At 61.6% G+C, this 20,874-nt stretch carries 20 protein-coding genes, 2 pseudogenes and 1 riboswitch; of the genes and pseudogenes, 9 read left to right on the top strand and 13 right to left on the bottom strand.

Annotated features, from left to right (window positions below; all coding sequences use genetic code 11):
• Positions 1–223: 223 nt before the first annotated feature.
• Complete coding sequence (locus BHD06_RS15565) at positions 224–1,372, bottom strand: alpha-hydroxy acid oxidase (protein ID WP_080457894.1); 1,149 nt, start codon at positions 1,370–1,372, stop codon at positions 224–226.
• A 100-nt stretch (positions 1,373–1,472) separates the two neighbouring features.
• Here BHD06_RS15565 and BHD06_RS15560 point away from each other — a divergent pair, with 100 nt between their 5' ends.
• A complete protein-coding gene (locus BHD06_RS15560; protein WP_080457893.1) occupies positions 1,473–3,809 on the top strand; it encodes an ATP-dependent helicase in 2,337 nt (778 codons plus the stop codon).
• 406 nt (positions 3,810–4,215) lie between these two features.
• Positions 4,216–4,299 (top strand): annotated as a pseudogene (locus BHD06_RS24785) (MerR family transcriptional regulator); the annotation flags it as partial.
• A 21-nt stretch (positions 4,300–4,320) separates the two neighbouring features.
• On the opposite strand, the gene BHD06_RS15555 reads toward BHD06_RS24785, so the two are convergent.
• From BHD06_RS15555 to BHD06_RS15540, 4 genes are read right to left on the bottom strand one after another with little or no spacing between them, the layout of a single operon-like run.
• Positions 4,321–5,253 (bottom strand): metal ABC transporter permease, encoded by a 933-nt coding sequence (locus BHD06_RS15555; protein WP_080457892.1) that lies wholly within the window; start codon positions 5,251–5,253, stop codon positions 4,321–4,323.
• Positions 5,253–6,470 (bottom strand): metal ABC transporter permease, encoded by a 1,218-nt coding sequence (locus BHD06_RS15550; protein WP_139784760.1) that lies wholly within the window; start codon positions 6,468–6,470, stop codon positions 5,253–5,255. The genes BHD06_RS15555 and BHD06_RS15550 overlap by 1 nt, the downstream gene beginning before the upstream one ends.
• Positions 6,467–7,285 (bottom strand): metal ABC transporter ATP-binding protein, encoded by an 819-nt coding sequence (locus BHD06_RS15545; protein WP_080457890.1) that lies wholly within the window; start codon positions 7,283–7,285, stop codon positions 6,467–6,469. The genes BHD06_RS15550 and BHD06_RS15545 overlap by 4 nt, the downstream gene beginning before the upstream one ends.
• Before the next feature lie 11 nt (positions 7,286–7,296).
• The gene (locus BHD06_RS15540; protein ID WP_080457889.1) at positions 7,297–8,253 is read right to left on the bottom strand and encodes a metal ABC transporter solute-binding protein, Zn/Mn family; all 957 of its coding nucleotides are present in this window, start codon (positions 8,251–8,253) and stop codon (positions 7,297–7,299) included.
• Positions 8,254–8,472: 219 nt separating this feature from the next.
• On the opposite strand from BHD06_RS15540, the gene BHD06_RS15535 reads away from it, so the two are divergent.
• Positions 8,473–8,679 (top strand): transcriptional repressor, encoded by a 207-nt coding sequence (locus BHD06_RS15535; protein WP_254892443.1) that lies wholly within the window; start codon positions 8,473–8,475, stop codon positions 8,677–8,679.
• 75 nt (positions 8,680–8,754) lie between these two features.
• Here the strand turns inward: BHD06_RS15535 and BHD06_RS23795 are convergent, their stop codons facing one another.
• Positions 8,755–8,895, bottom strand: coding sequence for a hypothetical protein (locus tag BHD06_RS23795; protein WP_176214373.1), 141 nt, complete (start codon positions 8,893–8,895; stop codon positions 8,755–8,757).
• Between the two features lie 265 nt (positions 8,896–9,160).
• Between BHD06_RS23795 and BHD06_RS15525 the strand changes: the two genes are divergently transcribed.
• The 3 genes from BHD06_RS15525 to BHD06_RS24780 are packed head-to-tail and all read left to right on the top strand — an operon-like array spanning position 9,161 to position 10,644.
• On the top strand, positions 9,161–9,763 hold the full coding sequence (locus BHD06_RS15525) for a superoxide dismutase (RefSeq protein WP_080457886.1): 603 nt from the start codon (positions 9,161–9,163) through the stop codon (positions 9,761–9,763).
• A gap of 60 nt (positions 9,764–9,823) precedes the next feature.
• Positions 9,824–10,372, top strand: a complete 549-nt coding sequence (locus BHD06_RS15520) for a peroxiredoxin (RefSeq protein WP_080457885.1) — start codon at positions 9,824–9,826, stop codon at positions 10,370–10,372.
• Between the two features lie 2 nt (positions 10,373–10,374).
• Positions 10,375–10,644, top strand: coding sequence for a transcriptional repressor (locus tag BHD06_RS24780; protein WP_080457884.1), 270 nt, complete (start codon positions 10,375–10,377; stop codon positions 10,642–10,644).
• 39 nt (positions 10,645–10,683) lie between these two features.
• On the opposite strand, the pseudogene BHD06_RS15510 reads toward BHD06_RS24780, so the two are convergent.
• From BHD06_RS15510 to BHD06_RS15500, 3 genes and pseudogenes are all read right to left on the bottom strand, one after another.
• Positions 10,684–11,095 (bottom strand): annotated as a pseudogene (locus BHD06_RS15510) (transposase).
• A 208-nt stretch (positions 11,096–11,303) separates the two neighbouring features.
• Entirely contained in the window at positions 11,304–14,468 is a 3,165-nt protein-coding gene (locus tag BHD06_RS15505; RefSeq protein WP_080457883.1) for a valine--tRNA ligase, read from the bottom strand.
• A 135-nt stretch (positions 14,469–14,603) separates the two neighbouring features.
• Positions 14,604–15,038 carry an Lrp/AsnC family transcriptional regulator gene (locus BHD06_RS15500; RefSeq protein WP_080457882.1) on the bottom strand — a complete coding sequence of 145 codons (435 nt, stop codon included), beginning with the start codon at positions 15,036–15,038 and terminating at the stop codon, positions 14,604–14,606.
• 115 nt (positions 15,039–15,153) lie between these two features.
• On the opposite strand from BHD06_RS15500, the gene BHD06_RS15495 reads away from it, so the two are divergent.
• Together BHD06_RS15495 and BHD06_RS15490 are read left to right on the top strand one after the other, a co-directional pair.
• Positions 15,154–16,284 carry a type III PLP-dependent enzyme gene (locus BHD06_RS15495; RefSeq protein WP_080457881.1) on the top strand — a complete coding sequence of 377 codons (1,131 nt, stop codon included), beginning with the start codon at positions 15,154–15,156 and terminating at the stop codon, positions 16,282–16,284.
• A 109-nt stretch (positions 16,285–16,393) separates the two neighbouring features.
• Positions 16,394–17,512 carry a DUF2235 domain-containing protein gene (locus BHD06_RS15490; RefSeq protein ID WP_080457880.1) on the top strand — a complete coding sequence of 373 codons (1,119 nt, stop codon included), beginning with the start codon at positions 16,394–16,396 and terminating at the stop codon, positions 17,510–17,512.
• Here the strand turns inward: BHD06_RS15490 and BHD06_RS15485 are convergent.
• The gene (locus tag BHD06_RS15485) at positions 17,502–17,996 is read right to left on the bottom strand and encodes a L,D-transpeptidase (protein ID WP_080457879.1); all 495 of its coding nucleotides are present in this window, start codon (positions 17,994–17,996) and stop codon (positions 17,502–17,504) included. The two genes, BHD06_RS15490 and BHD06_RS15485, sit on opposite strands and share 11 nt — an antisense overlap.
• 354 nt (positions 17,997–18,350) lie before the next feature.
• Between BHD06_RS15485 and BHD06_RS15480 the strand changes: the two genes are divergently transcribed.
• On the top strand, positions 18,351–18,575 hold the full coding sequence (locus BHD06_RS15480; RefSeq protein WP_080457878.1) for a DUF1127 domain-containing protein: 225 nt from the start codon (positions 18,351–18,353) through the stop codon (positions 18,573–18,575).
• A 229-nt stretch (positions 18,576–18,804) separates the two neighbouring features.
• Here BHD06_RS15480 and BHD06_RS15475 read toward each other — a convergent pair whose 3' ends face one another.
• From BHD06_RS15475 to metF, 3 genes are all read right to left on the bottom strand, one after another.
• Positions 18,805–19,074, bottom strand: coding sequence for a hypothetical protein (locus BHD06_RS15475; RefSeq protein WP_080457877.1), 270 nt, complete (start codon positions 19,072–19,074; stop codon positions 18,805–18,807).
• A gap of 92 nt (positions 19,075–19,166) precedes the next feature.
• A riboswitch (cobalamin riboswitch) is annotated at positions 19,167–19,369 on the bottom strand.
• Between the two features lie 68 nt (positions 19,370–19,437).
• Positions 19,438–19,926 (bottom strand): PaaI family thioesterase, encoded by a 489-nt coding sequence (locus tag BHD06_RS15470; protein WP_080457876.1) that lies wholly within the window; start codon positions 19,924–19,926, stop codon positions 19,438–19,440.
• Positions 19,927–19,987: 61 nt separating this feature from the next.
• Positions 19,988–20,854, bottom strand: a complete 867-nt coding sequence (gene metF, locus BHD06_RS15465; protein WP_080457925.1) for a methylenetetrahydrofolate reductase [NAD(P)H] — start codon at positions 20,852–20,854, stop codon at positions 19,988–19,990.
• Positions 20,855–20,874: the final 20 nt, after the last annotated feature.

Here is a 20,874-nt window from a genome sequence, read left to right as displayed (position 1 = left end):
CGCAATCCGCCATTCCGGGGATTCGCCGGTTGGGGGAATTTCCTGTCCCGAAGGGTGGGTCCCCCTACCCGGCGGGGGTGGGCCGCATCCCGTCACGTCCAGGATGTGCCGGATTTCTTCTTTTTCTCCGGTTTGTCCCTAGCCGCCTTGCCGTGTATATGCTTTGTACGTACATTGTAATGTGTTTCATGTAACGTATTGAATTTTTGTGGAAAAATCTCGCTCACCCTGCCCCGATCAACCGGCTTCGGGCGTCTGGGACCCGGTGCAACCCCAACTGCCCCATATTGGCCTTGAGATCCTCGCGCAGGATATCGGCCAGATGCGCGGGGCCATCCGCCCCAAGCGCCCCAAGTGCGAAATGCCACGCCCGCCCCATCATTACGAAATCCGCCCCCAGGGCCACCGCCCGCAGGATATCGAGGCCCCCCTCGATCCCGCCATCAAGGATCACCGGCAGGGTGGTGGCTGCGCGCACCTCCGGCAGCGCCTCGATTGTGGCGGGGGCGGCGTCGAACTGTCGCCCTGCGTGGTTCGACACCCAGATCGCATCGACACCGGCTTGCTCCAGCGCCGCCGCATCCTCCTCGCGCAACACGCCCTTGACCACCAGCGGCCCCTCCCAGGCGTCGCGCAGCCAGCGCAGATAATCCCAGTCGGGCGAGGTGCGCAGCAAATACCCCGCGTGCTTGTTCGACGGCAGCCCCTTGGTCTGCCCGGCATACTCGTCGATCAGCCGCATGCGCGGCATGCCCAGCCGTGCCATGCCGCTTGCCCAGGCCGGGCAGCGCGCGACCTGTGCCATCAGCCGCGGCGTCAGGCGCGGTGGCTGCGTCAGGCCCGAGCGGACCTGCCGTTCGCGGCGAGAGCCCACCGGCACATCGACGGTCAGCACCAGCACCCCGAAGCCTGCGTTGCGCGCGCGCGCCAGCATGTCGCGGCGAATCTCCGGGGCGCGCGGCGGATAAAGTTGAAACCAGCCGCGCCCGCCCAGATGCGGGCCCACATCCTCGGGCCGCTGCGCCGCCACGGTCGACAGCGTATAGGGCATCCCTTCGGCCGTCGCCGCCCGTGCCAGATGCCGCTCCGCATCCGGCCAGATCAGCCCTGACATGCCCACCGGCGCGATCCCCACCGGCAAGGCATAGTCCTCACCCAAGAGCGTCGTGCCGAGGTCCGGCGCGATCTCGCCATGCAGGATCGACGGGCTCAGCCGCACCTGATCCAGCATCACCCGGTTGCGCGCCTTGGTGGCCTCCACCCCGGTGCCACTGTCGAGATACTCCCAGACGAAACGCGGGATGCGGGCCTGCGCACGGGCGCGCAGGTCACTCAGGGCGGGGTATAGTGCATGCAGATCCATGCCCCGCATTTGTGCGGGTTTTCAGAGGCTTGTCCAGTGCCGCGACGGGCACGGAACAATCCCTGAACATCTCTTTATCTCCGACACGCCCCGCGCTATTGTCGCCCGCATGAGCACATTCGACGAATCCGACGCCTTTGAAGGGGCCAGCCTAGCCGCCCGCGCCATGGCCGCGCGGCCCGCGCCCTATCTCGACGATCTGAACCCCGAGCAACGCCGCGCCGCCGAAACACTCGACGGCCCTGTCCTGATGCTCGCGGGCGCGGGCACCGGCAAGACCAAGGCGCTGACCACGCGCATCGTGCATCTGCTGAACACCGGGCGCGCGCATCCCAATGAAATCCTCGCCGTGACCTTTACCAACAAGGCGGCGCGCGAGATGAAAGAGCGCGTCAGTCGCCTGATGGGCGAGCGGGTCGAGGGCATGCCGTGGCTCGGCACCTTCCATTCGATCTGCGTCAAGCTGCTGCGCCGTCACGCCGAACTGGTTGATCTGAAATCGAATTTCACCATCCTCGATAAAGACGATCAGCTGCGCCTGCTGAAACAACTGGTGCAGGCCGCCAACATTGACGACAAACGCTGGCCCGCGCGGCAGCTTGCCGGGATCATCGACCAGTGGAAGAACCGCGCCTGGACCCCCGATAACCTTCCCGCCGCTGAGGCCAGTGCCTATGACGGCAAGGGCCCCGCGCTCTACCGCCAGTACCAGACCCGTCTCAGGGAGCTGAATGCCGTCGATTTCGGCGATCTGCTGCTGCATGTGGTGATGATCTTCCAGAAACATGACGACGTGCTGGCGCAATACCAACGCTGGTTCAAATACATCCTCGTGGACGAATACCAGGACACCAATGTCGCGCAATATCTCTGGCTGCGCCTGCTGGCGGGCGGCCATCGCAACATCTGTTGCGTCGGCGATGATGACCAGTCGATCTATGGCTGGCGCGGGGCCGAAGTGGGTAATATCCTGCGGTTTGAAAAGGATTTTCCCGGCGCCGCCGTGATCCGGCTGGAACAGAATTACCGCTCCACCCCGCATATCCTCGCCGCCGCGTCGGGCGTGATCGCAGGCAATCGCGACCGGTTGGGCAAGGAGTTGTGGACGCAGGCCGAGGACGGCGAAAAGGTTCGTCTCATCGGCCATTGGGACGGCGAGGAAGAGGCCCGCTGGATCGGCGAAGAAGTCGAGGCGATGCAGGGTGGCACCCGCGGGTTGCGCGCCTTTTCCCTTGATGACATGGCCATCCTCGTGCGCGCCTCCCACCAGATGCGCGCCTTCGAGGATCGCTTTCTGACCATCGGCATGCCCTACCGCGTCATCGGCGGCCCGCGCTTTTACGAGCGGATGGAGATCCGCGACGCCATGGCCTATTTCCGCCTCGTCACCTCGCCCGCCGACGATCTGGCGTTTGAGCGGATCGTCAACACCCCCAAGCGCGGCCTTGGCGACAAGGCGCAGCAGACCATCCAGCGCATCGCCCGCGACAATGGCGTCTCGCTGGTCGATGGTGCTGCGCTGGCGGTCGAGCAGGGCGCGATCAAGGGCAAGGGTGCGGCGGCCCTGCGCGACCTTGTCGTGGGCCTCGCTCGCTGGGGCCGGATGACCGGCGACGACGACGTCACCCATATGGAACTGGCCGAGATCATCCTCGATGAGAGCGGCTACACCACCATGTGGCAGAATGACAAGACGCCCGAGGCCCCGGGCCGCCTCGAAAACCTCAAGGAACTCGTCAAGGCACTGGAAGGGTTCGAGAACCTGCAAGGCTTTCTCGAACATGTCAGCCTGATCATGGATAACGAGACCGAAGAGGCGGGCGAGAAGATCACCCTGATGACGCTCCACGCCGCCAAGGGGCTGGAATTTCCCGCCATTTTCCTTCCGGGCTGGGAGGACGGGCTCTTCCCCTCGCAACGCTCGATGGACGAGAGCGGCACGCGCGGGCTGGAGGAGGAACGCCGCCTCGCTTATGTCGGCATCACCCGCGCCGAGGAGGTCTGCACCATCTCCTTTGCAGGCAACCGCCGGGTCTATGGCCAGTGGCAATCGCAACTGCCCTCGCGCTTCATCGACGAGCTGCCCGAGGCGCATGTCGAGGTGCTCACCCCGCCGGGCCTCTACGGTGGCAATTACGGCGCGGCCTCAACCGGGATTGAGACCCGCGCGGCGCAGGCCAATGTCTACAACTCCCCCGGCTGGCGCCGCCTGCAATCGCGCAGCGGCACGCGCCAGATGAGCCAGCCGGCCGAGGCCCGCTCGCCGGTGATCGACGCTCAGGCGCTGAGCGCGCACACCGTGGGCGAGCGCGTCTTTCATCAGAAATTCGGCTACGGGGCCATCCTCGGCATCGAGGGTGACAAGCTGGAAATCGAATTCGAGAAGGCCGGCATCAAGAAGGTCGTCGCCCGCTTCATCACCGGCGCGGATGACGTGCCGTTCTGAGAGGGGCGGACCGGCGTTATTTGAGTATTTGGTGAACGATGAAGCGCATTTGCATTTCATCGTTCCCAAAATACTCCCGCCGGAGGGGTATTCTCTTTGTGTCATACGTTCTCACTAAGTGCCACCGGATTAAATTCCCAATAAATATCGGCATGTTAAGGTGTCACGGCGTCCCGGAATGAACCGGGTAGCGTCACGCCAGAACGTATATCTCAAAGAGGATATTATCATGGCAAAACCGAACGCATTCACGGTTGTAAAACTCAAGTCTCTCCCAGCCGGGAAACACTGCGATGGGCAGGGTCTGTGGTTTCATAAGCGCGCTGACGGAGGCGCTCTGCAAAACCATCCGAAAAGATGGGATCGCTTCAATTTCGAAAAAATGCAGTTGACTCTACTGAAGAAATGCAGCGCAGGCCGCGTCGCTGACTGTCGTGTTCTGGAGGTGCTGCGAGATCACTCGGGATGCCTAACGTCGCATACCGAATGATCCCGACTTGAGTGTCACGGCCTAGGCAGTTTCCTCGCGCCCGACGCCCACACGGGACCGATGGGGCCCATATAGACACGCCAGCCCGAGAATGATGCCCGAGACCGTGGCGATCATGCCAGCCGCACTCACCGCGTTCTGACTACCGAACCAGAGCGGTCCGTAACCCGCAAACACATAGCCTAGAACAGCGGACAGGATGGCGAACCCAACCGACCACCAGACCTGCGTTGCAAGCTGATTTGTCATCAATCGTGCTGCAGCGGGCGGGCAGATGAACATCGCAATCACGATGATCGACCCGACTGCGTCAAATGCCGCGACAGCGGCCACTGCGGCAGTGATCACCAAACCAAAGCCGAGCGCCCCGGCTGGGATGCCCAGAGCTTGGGCAAATCCTTCGTCGAAAGTGGCGATCTTGAGCCACCGCCAGAACGTGAGAACCAACGCAATGATCAACACGCAAACTGCGGCCATGCGAGGCAGTTCATGCGGTATGCTGGCCAATGCCACCGGATCGAGAACAGACTCCCATCCCGTCGTCCTGAACCAGATCAGCGATTCCAGATTGCCCATCAGTGCATGTTCGACGTCCAGATGGACCTTTGACGTATCAGACTGCTCGAGCAGCAAGACACCGCCCGCAAAGAGCGTAGTGAAAATCACTCCCATCGCGGCACCCGGCTCGATCCCGCCAAGACGTTTGACCGCTTCGATCAGGACCACCGCGACCACTGCGGCCCCCGCCGCGCCCAACATCATCGGTATCGCAGCCACTGTTCCAGTGATCAAGAAGGCCACGATGATACCCGGCAGCACCACATGGCTGATCGCATCCCCAATCAGCGCCTGACGGCGCAGGATCAGAAAATTACCGGGCAAGGCGCAGGCAACAGATGCAAAAATGCCTATCAGTATAGGCACCAGTGAAAATTGAACAAAATCAGCACCCATCAGGCCAGCCCTCCTACGGCGACCGGCGGGCCGAGCCTGCGGTCGAATTCTTGTATTTCATCGGAGGTAAAGACCTCTTCGATGGGTGTCAGCCCATCGTAGCGACCAGTTAGCCCCGCGTCCTGATGTACCTCGCGGGCAACATCCCAACGGCGTTCATCACGCGATACCTTTGCCGCCTGCGCGCGCCCTTTGTCGGTTGGCACACCATCAGGCCGGATCAGGCCATCACGTTCCAACAAGCGTAACGTAAACTTTTCGCGGATCGGCTCCTCGCGCGACAGTGACAGCAACCCTTGGCGGCGGTGAACCCGACGCTGGAATCTGTGGTGCCGGATGACAGCGGCGGCAACTCCGCGCACAGGGGCGAAAATGAGAGAGAACAGGAAAATCGCAGCCGCCATCAACACAATGATAGGCCCGGTCGGCATAGCGGATGCTGATGCAGAGAGTGCCGCCCCCATATAGCCTGACGCACCGCCGACCACACCGGCGATCCAGACCACGCGGCCGCTGCGATCGGTCCAGAAACGCGCCGTAACGGGTGGAATGATCAGCATCGCCACAATCAGGATCAATCCGACAAGCTTCAACCCAATAACCGTAACGGCCATGACAAGGCCCATCATCAACAGGTCAATCCGGCGCACGTTATATCCCATCGCGGCTGCATACTCCGCATCGAACGCCACCAGCGTCATCGGGCGGCGCATCAGCCAAGTCGCAAAAACAGCCAAAGACCCGCCAATCGCGATGACGACAGCATCCTGAAAGAGCATGCCCGCAGTTGATCCAAGCAGGAACCCCTCCAGCCCCGCCTGACGTCCGGAACTCATGGTTTGGATGATCGTCAACAAGACAATCCCAAGACCAAAGAACGTGCCCAGAACCGCCCCGATGGCCGCATCTTCGGCCAATCTTGTGCGGCGTGCGATCCATTCAATAATCACAAGACCAATGGCCGCCGTCACCGCCGAGCCAAGCAACAACCCGATCAGGTTGCGCCCGTCATACCCCATCGACACCATGATGATAAACGCGATCCCCACACCGGGCAGGGTCGCATGGGCCGTGGCATCCGACACAAGTGCGCGTTTACGCAGAAACAGGAAGGTGCCAGATGAACCTGCGGCAAAGCCCAAAAGCCCCGCGCCAATGGCGACGAGAGCAGCATTGTAGCCAGCATTCAGCAAGAGAGCATCAAGGAAAGAGTTCACGATGCCACGCCCTCAAGCTCGGCCATATGCGTGGCGCCAAGTCTGCCGCCATAAGTGGCATTGAGGTTCTCGGTCGTAAACGTCGTCTCAACCGGCCCTTCAGCCACGCGCCGGACGTTGATCAAGAACACATGATCGAAGTAATCGCGTACGGTTGAGAGATCGTGATGCACCGCGACCACAGCCTTGCCGTTGGATTTCAATAGCTTCAGCACATCAATGATCGCGCGCTCGGTGGCGGCATCAACACCGGCAAAAGGTTCGTCCAACAGGTATAGATCAGCATCCTGCGCCAAGGCACGCGCAAGGAACACCCGCTGCTGTTGGCCACCCGAAAGCTGACCGATCTGCCGGTGTGCAAAGTCAGCCATGCCGACACGGTCCAGACATTCTTTGGCCTGCGCCGTCATCGCCCCCGACAACCGCCCGATCAGCCCGACCTTGCGGTAAAGCCCCATCTGGACCACGTCGATCACGGTGGTCGGAAAATCCCAGTCCACACTGGCGCGTTGTGGCACATAGGCAATGCGGTCACGGGCCTGTTCGATGGGCACCCCAAAGACAGACACCTCACCAGAGAGGCGCGGGATCACTCCAAGCGCGGCCTTGAGCATCGTTGATTTCCCCGCGCCGTTCGGCCCGATGATGGCAGTCATCGCATTGGCGGGGAACGCGGCGTCTACCGAAAAGACGGCCGGTTTTTCTCCGTAAGAAACGGTAATGCCCTGCAATGTGAGCGGACAGTCAGACGCAGCTGCGGCCGGGCTAATTGCCCGACCGTCCTGCGCCGCGATAGTTGCGGCTACGCGTGTCATTCTGGGTTCCATCAATTCAGGAGTTCGGACATGCCGCGCTCAGGTGCTTCACCACCAAGAGCACGAGAAATCACAGTGGTGTTATGGTCGATCATACCGACATATGTGCCCTCATATGTGCCATCCTCGCCCATCGCGTCAGAAAACAGAGTGCCGCCGATGACAACTTCATGCCCTTCCGCCGCAGCACCTTCGATCAGCGCGCGGATGTTGCGATCCGAAACCGAGCTTTCGACGAAAACCGCCCGAACATCGCGATCAACCAACATGTCGACCAGTTCGGCGATACGCTGCAATCCGGCTTCGCTTTCAGTGGAAATACCCTGAATACCGATCACTTCAAACCCATAGGCGTTGCCGAAATAGTTGAACGCATCATGAGCAGACAACAAAACGCGGCTTTCAGCGGGAACAGAGGACAAAACCTGCGTGGTGTATTGTGCCAGTTCTTCCAGTTCGGCGAGGTGCGTTTCAGTGTTGGCGCGGAAGATCTCCTCGTTTTCGGGCTGAGCCTCGATCATGGCATCGCGCACGTTCAGAACGACGCGGCTCCAGAGGTTGGGGTTCATCCAGACGTGGGGGTCGAACTTGTCATCATAATCCTCGTTTCCGATCAGAAGATTACGCGGAAGGCTCTCTGCCACGGCAACTACATTCCCGCCCTCTTCAAGGCCGCGCATGAAATCTTCCATCTGTGCTTCGAGATAGAGACCGTGCCACAGTACCAGATCCGCGTTCGCCAGCGCCACAATGTCGGTGCGTGTCTGACGGTAAGCGTGCGGGTCAACGCCCGGCCCCATCAGAGCGCGAACTTCTACCAAGTCGCCACCGACCTGGCGCGCCGCATCACCGATCATACCGGTCGTGGCTACGATATCCATGCGCTCTTGTGCCCATGCACCGGCCGCAGGCAAGGCCATAGCAAAAGCCGCCGCTGCCACCATTAATGTTCTCTTGGTAAAATTCATGATGTTGTCTCCTTCGGGATACTAACCGTGCCTCGGGCGTGTGATTTTCTGATTGCTATTGCGAATTACTTGCAGAGTCAATGATATTGCGAGGCACTCGCAAAATTCTTGCAATGCCACACCGATGCAGACCAAATCCTTGCACGCACAAAAGAAGATGCGAGCGTCAGTCAGGCCGCGACATATCGGACACTGTCCACTCTCGTGGAGTAGGGCCTTCTGCGCACTCATACCTTCGATGGCGGTGTCATGCGGTTCGAGTTGGCATCGAGACCGCACCATGATCATCTGATTGACGTCGAGACCGACGAAATCAGAGAGTTCGTATCCGCAGAGATCGAAAGGTTGCAGCGGCGGATTGCCAAGGATCACGGCTATGAGATCGTGACCCACCGCCTTGAGCTTTACTGCAGGAAAGTAACGTAGGGATCGGAAAGTCAGCAGTTAACGCTGAATAACAGCGGTGAAAATAGTGCGGCTCAGAAAGATTATGCCGCTGCCCTATTGGAAGCCGAGCGCCTGCTTGAAATCGCGGAACATGACTCCAGCCCCAGCAATGCAGCAACGATTCTGGCTATATCCCACCACAACCTTGCGGAACTGGCCATCGACAACGGTCAGCCAGACGCCGCGACGCATCATTTTCAGGCACCTTTTGATCGCCTTCTGAGTCTTGCTCGCAATTCTTTGGCGCCCTCGCATCTGCGACAATCCTGCATCGCGAACCTCAAAGAGGCGACAATCGGATTGACGACACACCTTCAAACCAAAGGCGCGTCAATCACCCGAATTGCCGACACGATCAAGAGGGCACAATGCGCCGCGAGACGAGTGCCCAGCCCCAAAAGCCCAGCATTCGGTACATCGCCGCGCCCATCCTAAACCCACCCAGAACAAAGGAAGCTATATGTTCTCGCTACCCGAAGTACCTTACGCGATGGATGCCCTCGCCCCCGCGATGTCAGCCGAAACGATGGAGTATCACTACGGCAAGCATCACAAGGCCTATATCGACAAACTGAATGAACTGATCTCAGGCACTTCTATGGAAAGCCGGACATTGGAGGATGTGATCCGCGAAACCGCCAATGATGAAAAACACGCCATGCTTTTTAACCAGGCAGGTCAGCATTGGAATCATACGCATTTCTGGAACGGCATGCGCAAGAATGGCGGCGGCAATATGCCGGGGCATCTCGAAAAGCGACTTATTTCGGATTTCGGATCACTTGATGCGTTCCGTGCCGAATTTTCACAAGCCTGTCTGACACAGTTTGGTTCGGGTTGGGGATGGCTGGCCTTTGACGGTAACAAACTGGCCGTCAGCAAAACCGCCAATGCCGACACACCCATCACCAAGGATCATGCGGCACTTCTGACTTGCGATGTATGGGAGCATTCATACTATATCGATCACCGCAACCAACGTCCCAAATATGTAGAAACGTTTTTGAACGATCTCGTTGATTGGCAGGTTGTTGCGGATCGTCTTGAAGCCGAGATCGGCTAGTCATAACTAGGCTGCGGGAATCTCCCAGCCCAGAATAAAACCACCTCGAAGGAAAATAAGATGAAAATTGGCACGCCAATTCCGAATGTAATTTTTAAGACTCGTCTGCGCGATGAAGCAATCGGTGGTGAAAACCCTTACCGCTGGTGCGATCAAAGCTCACAGGACATTTTCGCAAGGAAACGTGCGTTAGTCATCGGCTTGCCCGGCGCATTCACGCCGACCTGCTCAAACCGACAATTGCCCGCTTTTGATGAAATGGCCGATACATTCAAGGAGCAGGGGATCGACGAAATCTATTGCGTATCTGTCAACGATGCTTTCGTCATGAAGCAATGGGCAGATCATATGGGCCTGAAAAACATCAAGATGATACCTGATGGATCAGGCGATTTCACGCGTCGCCTTGGCATGCTGGTGCGCAAAGACAATCTGGGATTTGGACTACGCTCGTGGCGCTATGCAGCCGTTGTGCAAGACGGCGTCATTGAAGGCTGGTTCGAGGAAGACGGTATTTGTGACAATGCACCAGGCGACCCTTATGAGGCCTCAACGCCAGATGCCGTCCTGCAATGGTTGCGCAATAGCCCTGCGGAAAAAGCCGCCTGAACATGACCGACGTCAGCCGCATTCTGACCCAGGCCGGGATCAGACCAACTCGCCAACGCGCCGCCCTGGGCAAAGTGCTGTGGTCTGACCCAGACCTGCGCCAAGTCGAGGCGGCAGCATTGGACGCCGACTTGATTAGAACAGGCGTAAAGATTTCGCTGGCGACAGTCTGTAATGCCCTGCGTGACTTTGAGCACGCAGGGTTGATCCGCAAATTGGCGGTTGCGTCACCTTGGTCTCCTTCAGCTCATCGATCCAGTGACTGCTTGTGAACTGCGATCCCTGAACGCCCCTCTAGGGCCTGTGGACAATCATCTTGATGCTATGAGTGCTGCTACGAGGTCCCGACACGCTGCGTAACTGCAATCCGTTTCATCGCATCTCATGGCTATCCCTCTGAACTCTTTGATCGTTGCAAAGTAATTCTCTACCAGATGTCGCCACTTGTAGATCTCCGCGTCATAATTGCGCTGGATTCTACGGTTGGCTCTCGAATACTCCGGACCTGGCCCACCGGCGACACCGCCGGAACTGGCTGTTTCAATGGCCAAAGGCAGGTGCCAGATCGCGCCACGGCGACCCCGTGCACACCCGCCAAAAGACTGCTTCGAGAAACAGGCGATTGTCCTTTGCCGTGACCCCGGCATCACCAGCCTTACCGGCCAGATGCGGCTCAAGCCGCTGCCACAAGACGTCCGACACCACAAATCGTTGCTCGTTCATTCAAACCTACATCTTGGAAGTTTGAATCAGAAATCAGACCAAATGGGAATCCTGAATGTCCACGGACCCTAATCTAGAGTGCAAAACAATAACTCAGAACGAGGTCACAGCGTTGATGAGTTTGTGGATTCTACATTCCGCGCAATAGATAATAATTTGATCTATACATATTTCTCTTCTTGACAATACTCCCGCCGGAGGCGTCGCGTCAGCCGAGTTCCGCTAGCCGGTCGAGGGCCGCGCGCAGCTTGGCCTCTTCCTCTTCGCGCAAGGCAAGGTTCTCGCGGGTTTCCGCCACCACCGCCTCCGGTGCGCTTTCGACGAATTTCGGGTTCTTCAGTCGCCCACGCAACCCGCCAAGTTCTTTCTCCAGCTTGGCCAGCGTCTTTTCCAGCCGCGCCTTTTCTTCGCCCACGTCGATGATATCCGCCAGCGGCAGGCCGAAACTGCCGCCCTCGACGGTCACGGTCACGCAACCCTTGGGGAAGGCGTCCACATCGGTCAGGCTCTCGATCCGCGCCAGCCGCTTGATCATCACTTCGTTGCGCGCCCAGGCCGCACGGCCCGCCTCGTTCAACTCCGTCACCAGCAGCGGCACATGCAGCCCGGCGGGCACATGCATCTGCGCCCGGGCGGAGCGGATCTGCTCGATCAGCGAAATCACCCAGTTCATCTCGCGATCCGCCGCAGGGTCCACCAACTCCGCGCCATAGCCAGGCCAGTCGGCATGGACCAGCATCTTGGACCGCGCGCCCAGTGTGTCCCACAACTCCTCGGTGACAAAGGGCATGATCGGGTGCAGCAGAATCAGGCATTGGTCGATCACCCAGGCCATGGTGGCCTGTGTCTCGGCGCGGGTTTCGGCGTCGCCATCCATCAGCAGCGGCTTGGAAAACTCCACATACCAGTCGCAGACCGTGCCCCAGACAAAGGCATAGAGCGTGTTCGCCGCGTCGTTGAAACGGAAATTCTCCAGCGCCTCATCCACCGCGACCCGCGCCTTGGCGGTCTCGCCGATAATCCACGTATTGACCGTGGCGGCAGGCGTTGGCACCGCGCCGCCCGAGCCTGTGGCCTCGTTCATCTCGGCAAAGCGCGCGGCATTCCACAGCTTGGTGGTGAAGTTGCGATAGCCCGCGATGCGGTCTTTCGAGAGTTTCAGATCGCGCCCCATCGCGGCCATCGCCGTCAGCGTAAAGCGCACCGCATCCGCACCGTATTCGTCGATCAGGTCCAGCGGGTCGAGCACGTTGCCCAGTGATTTGGACATCTTCTTGCCGGTCTCGTCGCGCACCAGCGCATGGACATAGACGTGGCTAAAGGGTTTCTGCCCCACCACCGCATATTGCATCATCATCATCCGCGCGACCCAGAAGAAGATGATGTCGAACCCGGTGATCAGCACCGAGGTGGGGAAATACTTCTGCAATTCCGGCGTGTCCTCGGGCCAGCCGAGCGTGCCGATGGGCCAGAGGCCGGAAGAGAACCAGGTGTCTAGGACGTCGGGGTCGCGCCAGACCGGATAGACCAGATGCGTCGGGTCCTGCGTCGCTGTATACTCGGCCAGCGACGAGGCCAGCCGGTGCAGGGCGTCTTCGCGACTTGCAACCTCGACCACCTGCATCGCGGCAAGCGGCACCGGCAGGTTTGCCAGCGTATCGTGCCACGCGTCAGACACCGTGTCGAAATCCGCGCCGCATTGCATCAGGTGCCCGGTATGGCCCTCGTTCAGCCCGCGCAGCATCTCCACGAGGTCGAGCGCGCCGTCGTTTTCGTCATCGCGAAAATCCGGTGAACTGAGATCGAACCCGTACCAGACCGGGATCTGATGCCCCCACCACAACTGCCGCGAGATACACCACGGCTCGATATTCTCCAGCCAGTGGAAATAGACCTTGGCGTCCTGTTCGGGCAGGATCGTCACCTCGCCCGAGCGCACGGCGTCAAGCGCGGGTTGCACGATCTTGGTGGTGTCGACGAACCACTGATCGGTCAGCATCGGCTCGATCACCACCTTGGAGCGGTCGCCGAAGGGCTGCATGATGGGTTTCGATTCCACCAGCGGGATTATGGTGACGTCATCCTCATGCGTGCCGTTATCCCCGCCTTGATCGGGGATATCCTGATCATGAGATCCTTGCGTCAAGCCCGAGGATGACGGGGCGGGGACGGGCACCATCACCGCCAGCCCTTCCTCGGTGATCTCGGCCACGACCTTCTCCCGCGCCTCAAACCGGTCCAGCCCGCGCAGGTGATCGGGCACGAGGTTCAGGCTGTCCACCTCTTCGATAGTGAACTCGGCACCCTCGGCGATCTCCTGCGCGCGCGCGGCGCATTCGGCATAAGTGGCCCCATCGTCGCGCATCTGCGCGCGGGTATCCATCAGCCGGTACATCGGGATGCCGCCGCGTTGCGCCACGCCGTAATCGTTGAAATCATGCGCGCCGGTGATCTTGACGGCACCGCTGCCGAAATTCGGATCGGGATAGTCGTCGGTGATGATCGGAATGAGGCGGCGATGCTCTTTCGGCCCGACCGGGATCTCGCACAGCTTGCCGACGATGGGCGCATAGCGCGTGTCCGAGGGATGCACCGCCACAGCACCGTCGCCCAGCATCGTCTCGGGCCGCGTCGTGGCGATCGAGATGTAGTCGCGTTCTTCCTCGAAGAGCACGGTCCCATCCTCGTCACGCTCGGTGTAGGTATAGGTCTCGCCCCCCGCCAGCGGATATTTGAAGTGCCACATATGGCCCGGCACCTCGATATTCTCGACCTCCAGGTCGGAAATCGCCGTTTCGAAATGCGGGTCCCAGTTCACCAGCCGCTTGCCACGATAGATCAAACCCTTGTTGTACATGTCGACAAAGACCTTGATCACGGCATCGTGGAAATTGCCGTCCTCGCCCTCGGGCGCGCCGGGCGCGCCTGACATGGTGAACGCGTTGCGCGACCAGTCGCAGGAGGCGCCGAGGCGCTTCAACTGATTGATGATCGTGCCGCCCGATTGCGTCTTCCAGTCCCAGACCTTCGAGAGAAACTCTTCGCGCGTGAAATCGGTGCGGCGCTTTCCTTCTTCGCCCAACTGCCGCTCCACCACCATCTGCGTGGCGATGCCCGCATGATCCTGCCCCGGCTGCCAGAGCGTGTCATGCCCGCGCATCCGGTGCCAGCGGATCAGGATATCCTGCAACGTGTTGTTGAACGCGTGCCCCATATGCAGGCTGCCCGTCACATTGGGCGGCGGGATCATGATTGAGAAGGTCTCGGCCCCTTCCCTGGCATTGGCCCCGGCGGAAAAGGCCCCGGCCTGCTCCCAGGCCTGATAAAGCCGCGCTTCGGCGGCGCTCGCGTCGAATGTCTTGTCCATCACCATGACGTGTCGGTCCTGCCAGTTATGGGTTTTGCGATGCTCTAACGAATGCGCGCCCAAAGGAAAAGCCAAAGCGCCTTGGAATCTGCGCGCCCGTGTTTCTTCTTGGTGAAAATACTCAAAATTGCGACACGGGCCTCACGCGCCTCGGTCGAGTTTCGTGGCCAGGTGAATCAGGCTTTCCGAGCCCTTTACCCCCTTGGCCTCGCCGATCCGGTCGAGTGTCTCGTCGAGTGCTTCGGTGGTTTCGGCCTCGATCGTCACGATCAAATCGAACCGGCCCGAGGTGGTGTGAACTCTTTGCACCTGTGCCAGCGATTTGAGCCGCGCCAGCACGGCCGGGCCAGAGCGCGGCTCGATGCTCAGCAACGCCGTGGCGCGCAGGGCAGGGCGCGCGGCCTGCCCGAGGCGCAGCGCGTACCCCGCGATCACCCCTGACTGTTCCAGCCGGTCAAGCCGGGCCTGCACTGTGGTGCGCGCAAGGCCAAGACGCCGCGCGAGTGTCGCGACGGGCAGGCGGGCATTGTCCTGAAGGAGGGTTATCAGGTTTCGATCCGTGTCGTCGATCTGCATAGTTTATCTGTCATTATGTTATTCAGTCTTGTCATACTATAAGAAATGACGCGATGAATCGACGGAATTCTGCGGCAAACTTGAGAAAACGAGCAGAAAAGAGGTTAAGACCGTCATGCGTGACTTTCCCAACATGTCCGCCCCGCGCGCGCATCTTCTGCGCCATGCCCCCGATGCGCCGGTGCTCTATTTCAGCCCCGACCGGCTACAGGCTACGGCGCGGGCCTTTCTTGAGGGCTTCCCCGGCCTTGTCACCTATGCGGTCAAGGCCAATCCCGGAGAGGAGGTACTGGCCAATCTCGCGCGTGCCGGGATCACCGCGTTTGACGTGGCAAGCCCCGCCGAGATGCGTGCCGTGCGCGCCGTCGCCCCCGATGCCGCGCTGCATTACAACAACCCGGTGCGCTCGCCCGCCGAGGTAAAGGTCGCGGCCGAGATGGGCGTGCGCTCGTTCTCGGTCGATTGCCTGAATGAGTTGGACAAGCTGACCGGGGCTGTCGCGCCCGACGCCGAGATCAGCATTCGCCTCGCGCTTCCCGTGGTGGGCGCGGCCTATGATTTTGGCGAGAAATTCGGCGTTGCCCCCGAGCGCGCGGCGGATCTGCTGCGCGCCGTGGTGGCGCGCGGCTTTACCCCGTCGATGACCTTTCACCCCGGCACGCAATGCGCCGACCCGAGCGCGTGGGGCAGCTATATCGCCGCCAGCGCCGATGTGGCGCGCAATGCGGGCGTGCGGCTGCACCGGCTCAACGTCGGTGGCGGTTTCGCCTCGCACCGCACCGGGGCGGCCCCCGATCTGGCGGCGATCTTTGCCCATATCGGCGCGCAGATGGCGCAGCACTTCGGCGCGGACGCCCCGACGCTTGTCTGCGAGCCGGGTCGCGCCATGGTGGCCGAGGCGTTCAGCATGGCGGTACGGGTAAAGGCGCTGCGCGACAGCGGTGCGATCTTCGTCAATGACGGCGTCTATGGCGGGTTGACCGAAATCCGCGACATCGGCGCGCCCGACCGGATCGAGGTGATCGCGCCGGGTGGCACGGCGCGGTGTGGCGCCCCGCAACCGCGCGTGGTCTTCGGGCCCACCTGCGACAGCATCGACCGGTTGCCCGCGCCCTTGCCCCTGCCGGGTGATCTGGCCGAGGGTGATTACCTGCTGATTCACGGCATGGGGGCCTACACCCGCAGTCTCAGCACCGAGTTCAACGGCTACGGATTGCGCGATGTGGTGACGGTGGCGTGTTTATAAGGGTCACGCTCACGCGAATTTTCATGAAATGTCAGAACTTTCGCGGCAAACTGGCCCTACATTGAAGGCGTGAGGGTCGCATCCTGCGGCCTGTCAGAACAGGTGTCGCATGTCATGGCGTGACTGGACCAAGAGCATCTATGACTGGCTGCGCCCCGGATCACGGGCGGAGCACACGGCCTTTGGCCACCGGCGCGGGCCGGTCACCCATGTGCTGATCCTCGACGGCACGATGTCGAGCCTGGCCAAGGGCTATGAGACCAATGCCGGGCTGACCTTCAAGCTGCTGCGAGAGATGGCAGGCCAGGACCTGTCGCTCTATTACGAGGCGGGGATTCAATGGCGCGACTGGCGCGCGACCGGCGATATCATCCTGGGGCGCGGCATCAACCGGCAGATCCGCCGCGCCTATGGCTATCTTGCCAGCCGGTATCGCCCCGGCGACCGGATTTTCCTGATCGGCTATTCGCGCGGGGCCTATGCGGTGCGCTCGCTGGCCGGGGTGATCGACCGGGTTGGCCTGTTGCGCGCCGAGGTCGCGACCGAGCGCAACGTGCATCTCGCCTACCGCCATTACCGCTGCGCGCCGCAGTCCGACGCCGCGCAGGCCTTTGCCCGCGCCCAGTGCCATGCCACTTGCCATGTCGAGATGGTCGGCGTCTGGGATACGGTCAAGGCGCTGGGTCTGCGCATCCCTCTACTATGGCGTTTTCGCGTCGATCAGCACGGGTTTCACAGTCATCACCTCGGGCGCACCACCCGGCACGGCTTTCACGCGCTGGCCCTGGACGAGACGCGCAACGCCTATTGGCCGGTGCTGTGGGAAACCGTGCCGGAGTTTGATGGTCATCTGGAGCAGGTCTGGTTCCGAGGCTGTCATTCGGATGTGGGCGGGCAACTCTGCGGCGTTCACGCCGCGCGCCCGCTGGCCAATATCCCGCTGGTCTGGATGCTGGAGCGGGCCGAGCGCTGTGCGCTGCCTCTGCCCGAGGACTGGCGTGCCCGGTTCCCGCAGGATGTCACCGCGCCATCGGTTGGCACCTGGACCGGCTGGGGTAAGATACTGCTGATGCGCCGCCCGCGCATCGTGGGCCGCGACCCGTCCGAACGCCTCCACCCGAGCGTCGACGGTTTTCTGCGCGAGGGCTGGGGTGGCCCGCGTCTTGCCGGTGCGCTCAAGCAAGAGCGCGGCACCGGAGCGCCGCATGCCGCCGGGGCTAGCGAATGATCAGCCGGGTCTCATAGCAGATCGCGGCGGCGATTCGTGTCAGGTGCTCTGGGCGCAGCGCGATACAGCCGGCGGTTGGATAGCCCGGCCTGCGCCAGCGGTGGATGAAGATGCACGAGCCGCGTCCGCGCGTGGCGCGCGGCCAGTTCCAGTCGGTCACGATTACCAGATCATAGAGCGGATCGGCCCGGCGCAGCACCTCGTGCCCATGCGGGTAGGGCGCGCGCACCATGAGATTGTAGTCCTCGTGATTCGGATCGTCCGACCACAGATCGCCCGGGTGGATGGGCCGCGCCCAATCGGCGGGCCGGGCCATGCGGTCGGGGCGATAGAGCATGCCGACGATGCGATGCGTGCCGCGTGGCGTGGCCCCGTCACCCTCGCGCTTGTCGCCCGAGAGGCCGCCGCGCCCGATCGTGCAGGGATAACGCCGCCCCTGAAAGCGCAGCCCGGTGGGGGTAAGGACCATGTCATCAGGTGTCATGCCATTCCTTTCGTTGGCCGGGTAATTCGGACCGAGCGTGGCCCGCCGGGTATCTGCACCCGGCCACAGCAGGGCGCGCGGATTTTCGTATCAACGCAATTTGTCCAATCCCGCATCGCCCGTGCATCCTGAGGTGGTACGCCTGTCGTCTCTGTCCCGGAACCTTGCGCAAACTGCCTAAAGAATCCAATACCTGCCTAACCTTGCGTCACCTTTTTCATATGCATTTGCTGCATAGCAGCATTGCTCGCTCGGGGTATTGTGCAGGTGCAGAAACGCGCTATTTTAGACTCAACAAAGGCAAAACGAAGTGTGATGCCTGCCGAAACGAACATATCCGCAAGGATGCGAAAGATGCCGCACACGATCCACATGCCCCGCTCGGCGGTTCAGACCCTCGGCGAAGACCTGAGCGCCGCGATTTATGCCGCAGTGCAGCGAATGGCGACCTATCGCACATATCGCCGCACGATCCGCGAGTTGCAAGAGCTGAGCGCGCGTGACCTGAGCGATCTGGGTCTGCATCGCAGCGAAATCAAGCGCGTCGCACGTGACGCGGTCTACGGCCATCGGTCGTAACAACGGAATCGGGTGCATCTCTCCTCCTCCCTGATGCATCCGCTACGGTCACGGGTTTCTCTCCTCCTCCCTGAAACCCGGGGCCGGAATATCGGGGTCACTTCGATCCCGAGAGTTTGCGAAAGGCCCCCCTCCTCCTCCCTGGGGCTGGACGTACAGGAAACGGCGGCACCTCTCCTCCTCCCTGGTGTCGCCGTTTTTTTGTTGTCTGACGCAGTCTCAAGAGGGCTCAGTGCACCATGCGCGCGCGGCCACGTCGGGCGGGTGACCCAAGGCCCGAGATGCAGGCCTCTTCCAGATATTCCACGAAAGCACGCGCGGCGGCGCTTTGCGCCTCTCGCGCGGCCGGGTCCGCAAGCGCCTCGCGGACCATCTGCGCCGTCACCGGGCCCGGTGTGGCAAACACCCATTCGAGAAAACCCATCCGCGCCGCGACCTGGGCCTGCGTGCCGACGGTTGGGCTGTCTTCGAGGGCGTCGAGAATTCGTATAAGCGACATGGTTCACTCTCCGCGGCCACACCCCGGGCCGGATGGGGCAGGGGCACGGTTGGGGTCATGGCGCAAGGCGCACACGCCCGCATCGCCCCCCGCGATTCGACGTTTGTCCTGGCTGGTTTCCGGACTTGGGGGGTGGGCTTGCGGCCCGTGCATCGCGGCACCTTCCCAGACCGAACCCGGCCCAGTGGCATATCGCCGTGACGCCCTCCCTTACCGTTGCGGGGGCAGTGCCGGTCTCTCACCGGCTTCCCAATTCTCCGCCCTGCAGGGCGGCACCATGACGGGCGGAGCGTAGCAGCGCCGGTGCGTGCTGCAAGGGGAAAAGCGAAGCGGGCGGGTCAAATGCGGCGTGATCCGATGCGGTCAGGCGGTATCCGGGCGCAGGATGATGCAGGTGGTGGAGCCGGTGGCGTAGAGCTTGCCATCCTCCACCCCGCGCAATTCGCCCGTGGCCACGCCGGTGGAGCGGCCACGATGCTGCACCGTGCCGATGGCGCGCACCGCGCGGCCCACGGCCAAGGCGCGGGTGATGTTGGTCTTGAATTCCAGTGTCGTGTAAATCTCGCCGCGCGCCAGTTCGGTCATAACCGCGCAACCCATGCAGCTGTCGAGGATCGCGCCATACCAGCCGCCATGCACCCCGCGCATCGGGTTGAGCGTGGCAAAACTCGGCGTGCCCTCGAACACGACGCAGCCCGGCTCGGCGACCACAGGGTGAAAGCCCAGGGTCGCGCCGATGGGCGGGCCGGGCAGGGTGCCCGCGATCATGTCGCGCATGAAATCTAGGCCGGAGCGGGACAGAAGCGCCGCCATGTCGGGTAAGTCGTCGAGCGATGTGGCATGATCCGGCATGGTGGTCCCTCGTGGCGCGTGCGCGGGCAGGCTATGCCGCGCCGCGCCGGGAAGCAAGCCGTCAGGCCACGTCGCGCAGTGCCACCTTCGGTGTTACGCCAAGGGCATGGCAAACGTCGCGGGTCAGTTCGGGACGGTTGAGCGTGTAGAAATGCAGGTCTTCCACCCCGCCCTCGATCAGGTCGCTGCACAGTTCCGTGGCCAGCGCCGTGGCGAGCAGGTCGTGGCGATCGTCGCGGATCGCCTTGTCGAAACAATCATCGAGCCATGTGGGGATCTGCGTGCCGCAGGAGGTGGCGAATTTGCGCGCGCCGGTCCAGTTTTCGATCGGCAGGATGCCGGGGATGATCGGCGCATTGATACCTGCCGCGGCGCAGGCATCGCGGAACCGGAAGAACGTGTCGGCCTCGAAAAAGAACTGCGTGATCGCCTCGGTCGCGCCCGCGTCGATCTTGCGCTTGAGCCAGTCGATATCGGCGCGGCTGTCGGCGGCCTCGGGGTGTTTCTCGGGGTAGGCGCCGACGCGGATGGTGAATTTGCCGGTCTCGGCGAGGGCCGAAATCAGCTCGCAGCTGTCAGCAAAGCCGTGCGGGTGGGGGGTGAAGCCGCTGGACCCCTTGGGCGGGTCGCCGCGCAGGGCGACGATCTCGGTCACGCCGACGGCGGCGAACTGATCGGCGATCTCCAGCGTTTCCTCGCGGCTGGCATCGACGCAGGTCAGGTGGGCGGCGACATTGAGGCCAGTGGCCTTATGCAGCGTGCTCACCGCTTCGCGCGTCAATTCGCGCGTGGTGCCGCCCGCGCCGTAGGTGACCGAGACGAAGCGCGGATCGAGCGGCGAAAGGGTGTGAACAGTATCCCAGAGGCGAAACGACGCCTCGAGCGTCTTGGGCGGAAAGAATTCGAAGGAAATGCGCGGCGTTTTCATCGGGATCATCCTGTGAGGAA

Source organism: Roseovarius sp. A-2 (assembly GCF_002072155.1).
Classification (GTDB): Bacteria; Pseudomonadota; Alphaproteobacteria; order Rhodobacterales; family Rhodobacteraceae; genus Roseovarius.
The sequence above is the reverse complement of the archived record's forward strand: the minus strand, read 5'-3'. Positions and strand labels throughout refer to the sequence as shown.

Coding starts and splice junctions, on each gene's coding strand:
- BHD06_RS15500 (WP_080457882.1), bottom strand. CDS start 15,038: ATGCAGATCGACGACACGGATCGAAACCTGATAACCCTCCTTCAGGAC.
- BHD06_RS15565 (WP_080457894.1), bottom strand. CDS start 1,372: ATGCGGGGCATGGATCTGCATGCACTATACCCCGCCCTGAGTGACCTG.
- BHD06_RS23795 (WP_176214373.1), bottom strand. CDS start 8,895: ATGATGCGTCGCGGCGTCTGGCTGACCGTTGTCGATGGCCAGTTCCGC.
- BHD06_RS15520 (WP_080457885.1), top strand. CDS start 9,824: ATGAAAATTGGCACGCCAATTCCGAATGTAATTTTTAAGACTCGTCTG.
- BHD06_RS15490 (WP_080457880.1), top strand. CDS start 16,394: ATGTCATGGCGTGACTGGACCAAGAGCATCTATGACTGGCTGCGCCCC.
- BHD06_RS15560 (WP_080457893.1), top strand. CDS start 1,473: ATGAGCACATTCGACGAATCCGACGCCTTTGAAGGGGCCAGCCTAGCC.
- BHD06_RS15470 (WP_080457876.1), bottom strand. CDS start 19,926: ATGCCGGATCATGCCACATCGCTCGACGACTTACCCGACATGGCGGCG.
- BHD06_RS24780 (WP_080457884.1), top strand. CDS start 10,375: ATGACCGACGTCAGCCGCATTCTGACCCAGGCCGGGATCAGACCAACT.
- BHD06_RS15475 (WP_080457877.1), bottom strand. CDS start 19,074: ATGTCGCTTATACGAATTCTCGACGCCCTCGAAGACAGCCCAACCGTC.
- BHD06_RS15540 (WP_080457889.1), bottom strand. CDS start 8,253: ATGAATTTTACCAAGAGAACATTAATGGTGGCAGCGGCGGCTTTTGCT.
- BHD06_RS15525 (WP_080457886.1), top strand. CDS start 9,161: ATGTTCTCGCTACCCGAAGTACCTTACGCGATGGATGCCCTCGCCCCC.
- BHD06_RS15545 (WP_080457890.1), bottom strand. CDS start 7,285: ATGACACGCGTAGCCGCAACTATCGCGGCGCAGGACGGTCGGGCAATT.
- BHD06_RS15505 (WP_080457883.1), bottom strand. CDS start 14,468: ATGGTGATGGACAAGACATTCGACGCGAGCGCCGCCGAAGCGCGGCTT.
- BHD06_RS15485 (WP_080457879.1), bottom strand. CDS start 17,996: ATGACACCTGATGACATGGTCCTTACCCCCACCGGGCTGCGCTTTCAG.
- metF (WP_080457925.1), bottom strand. CDS start 20,854: ATGAAAACGCCGCGCATTTCCTTCGAATTCTTTCCGCCCAAGACGCTC.
- BHD06_RS15495 (WP_080457881.1), top strand. CDS start 15,154: ATGCGTGACTTTCCCAACATGTCCGCCCCGCGCGCGCATCTTCTGCGC.
- BHD06_RS15555 (WP_080457892.1), bottom strand. CDS start 5,253: ATGGGTGCTGATTTTGTTCAATTTTCACTGGTGCCTATACTGATAGGC.
- BHD06_RS15480 (WP_080457878.1), top strand. CDS start 18,351: ATGCCGCACACGATCCACATGCCCCGCTCGGCGGTTCAGACCCTCGGC.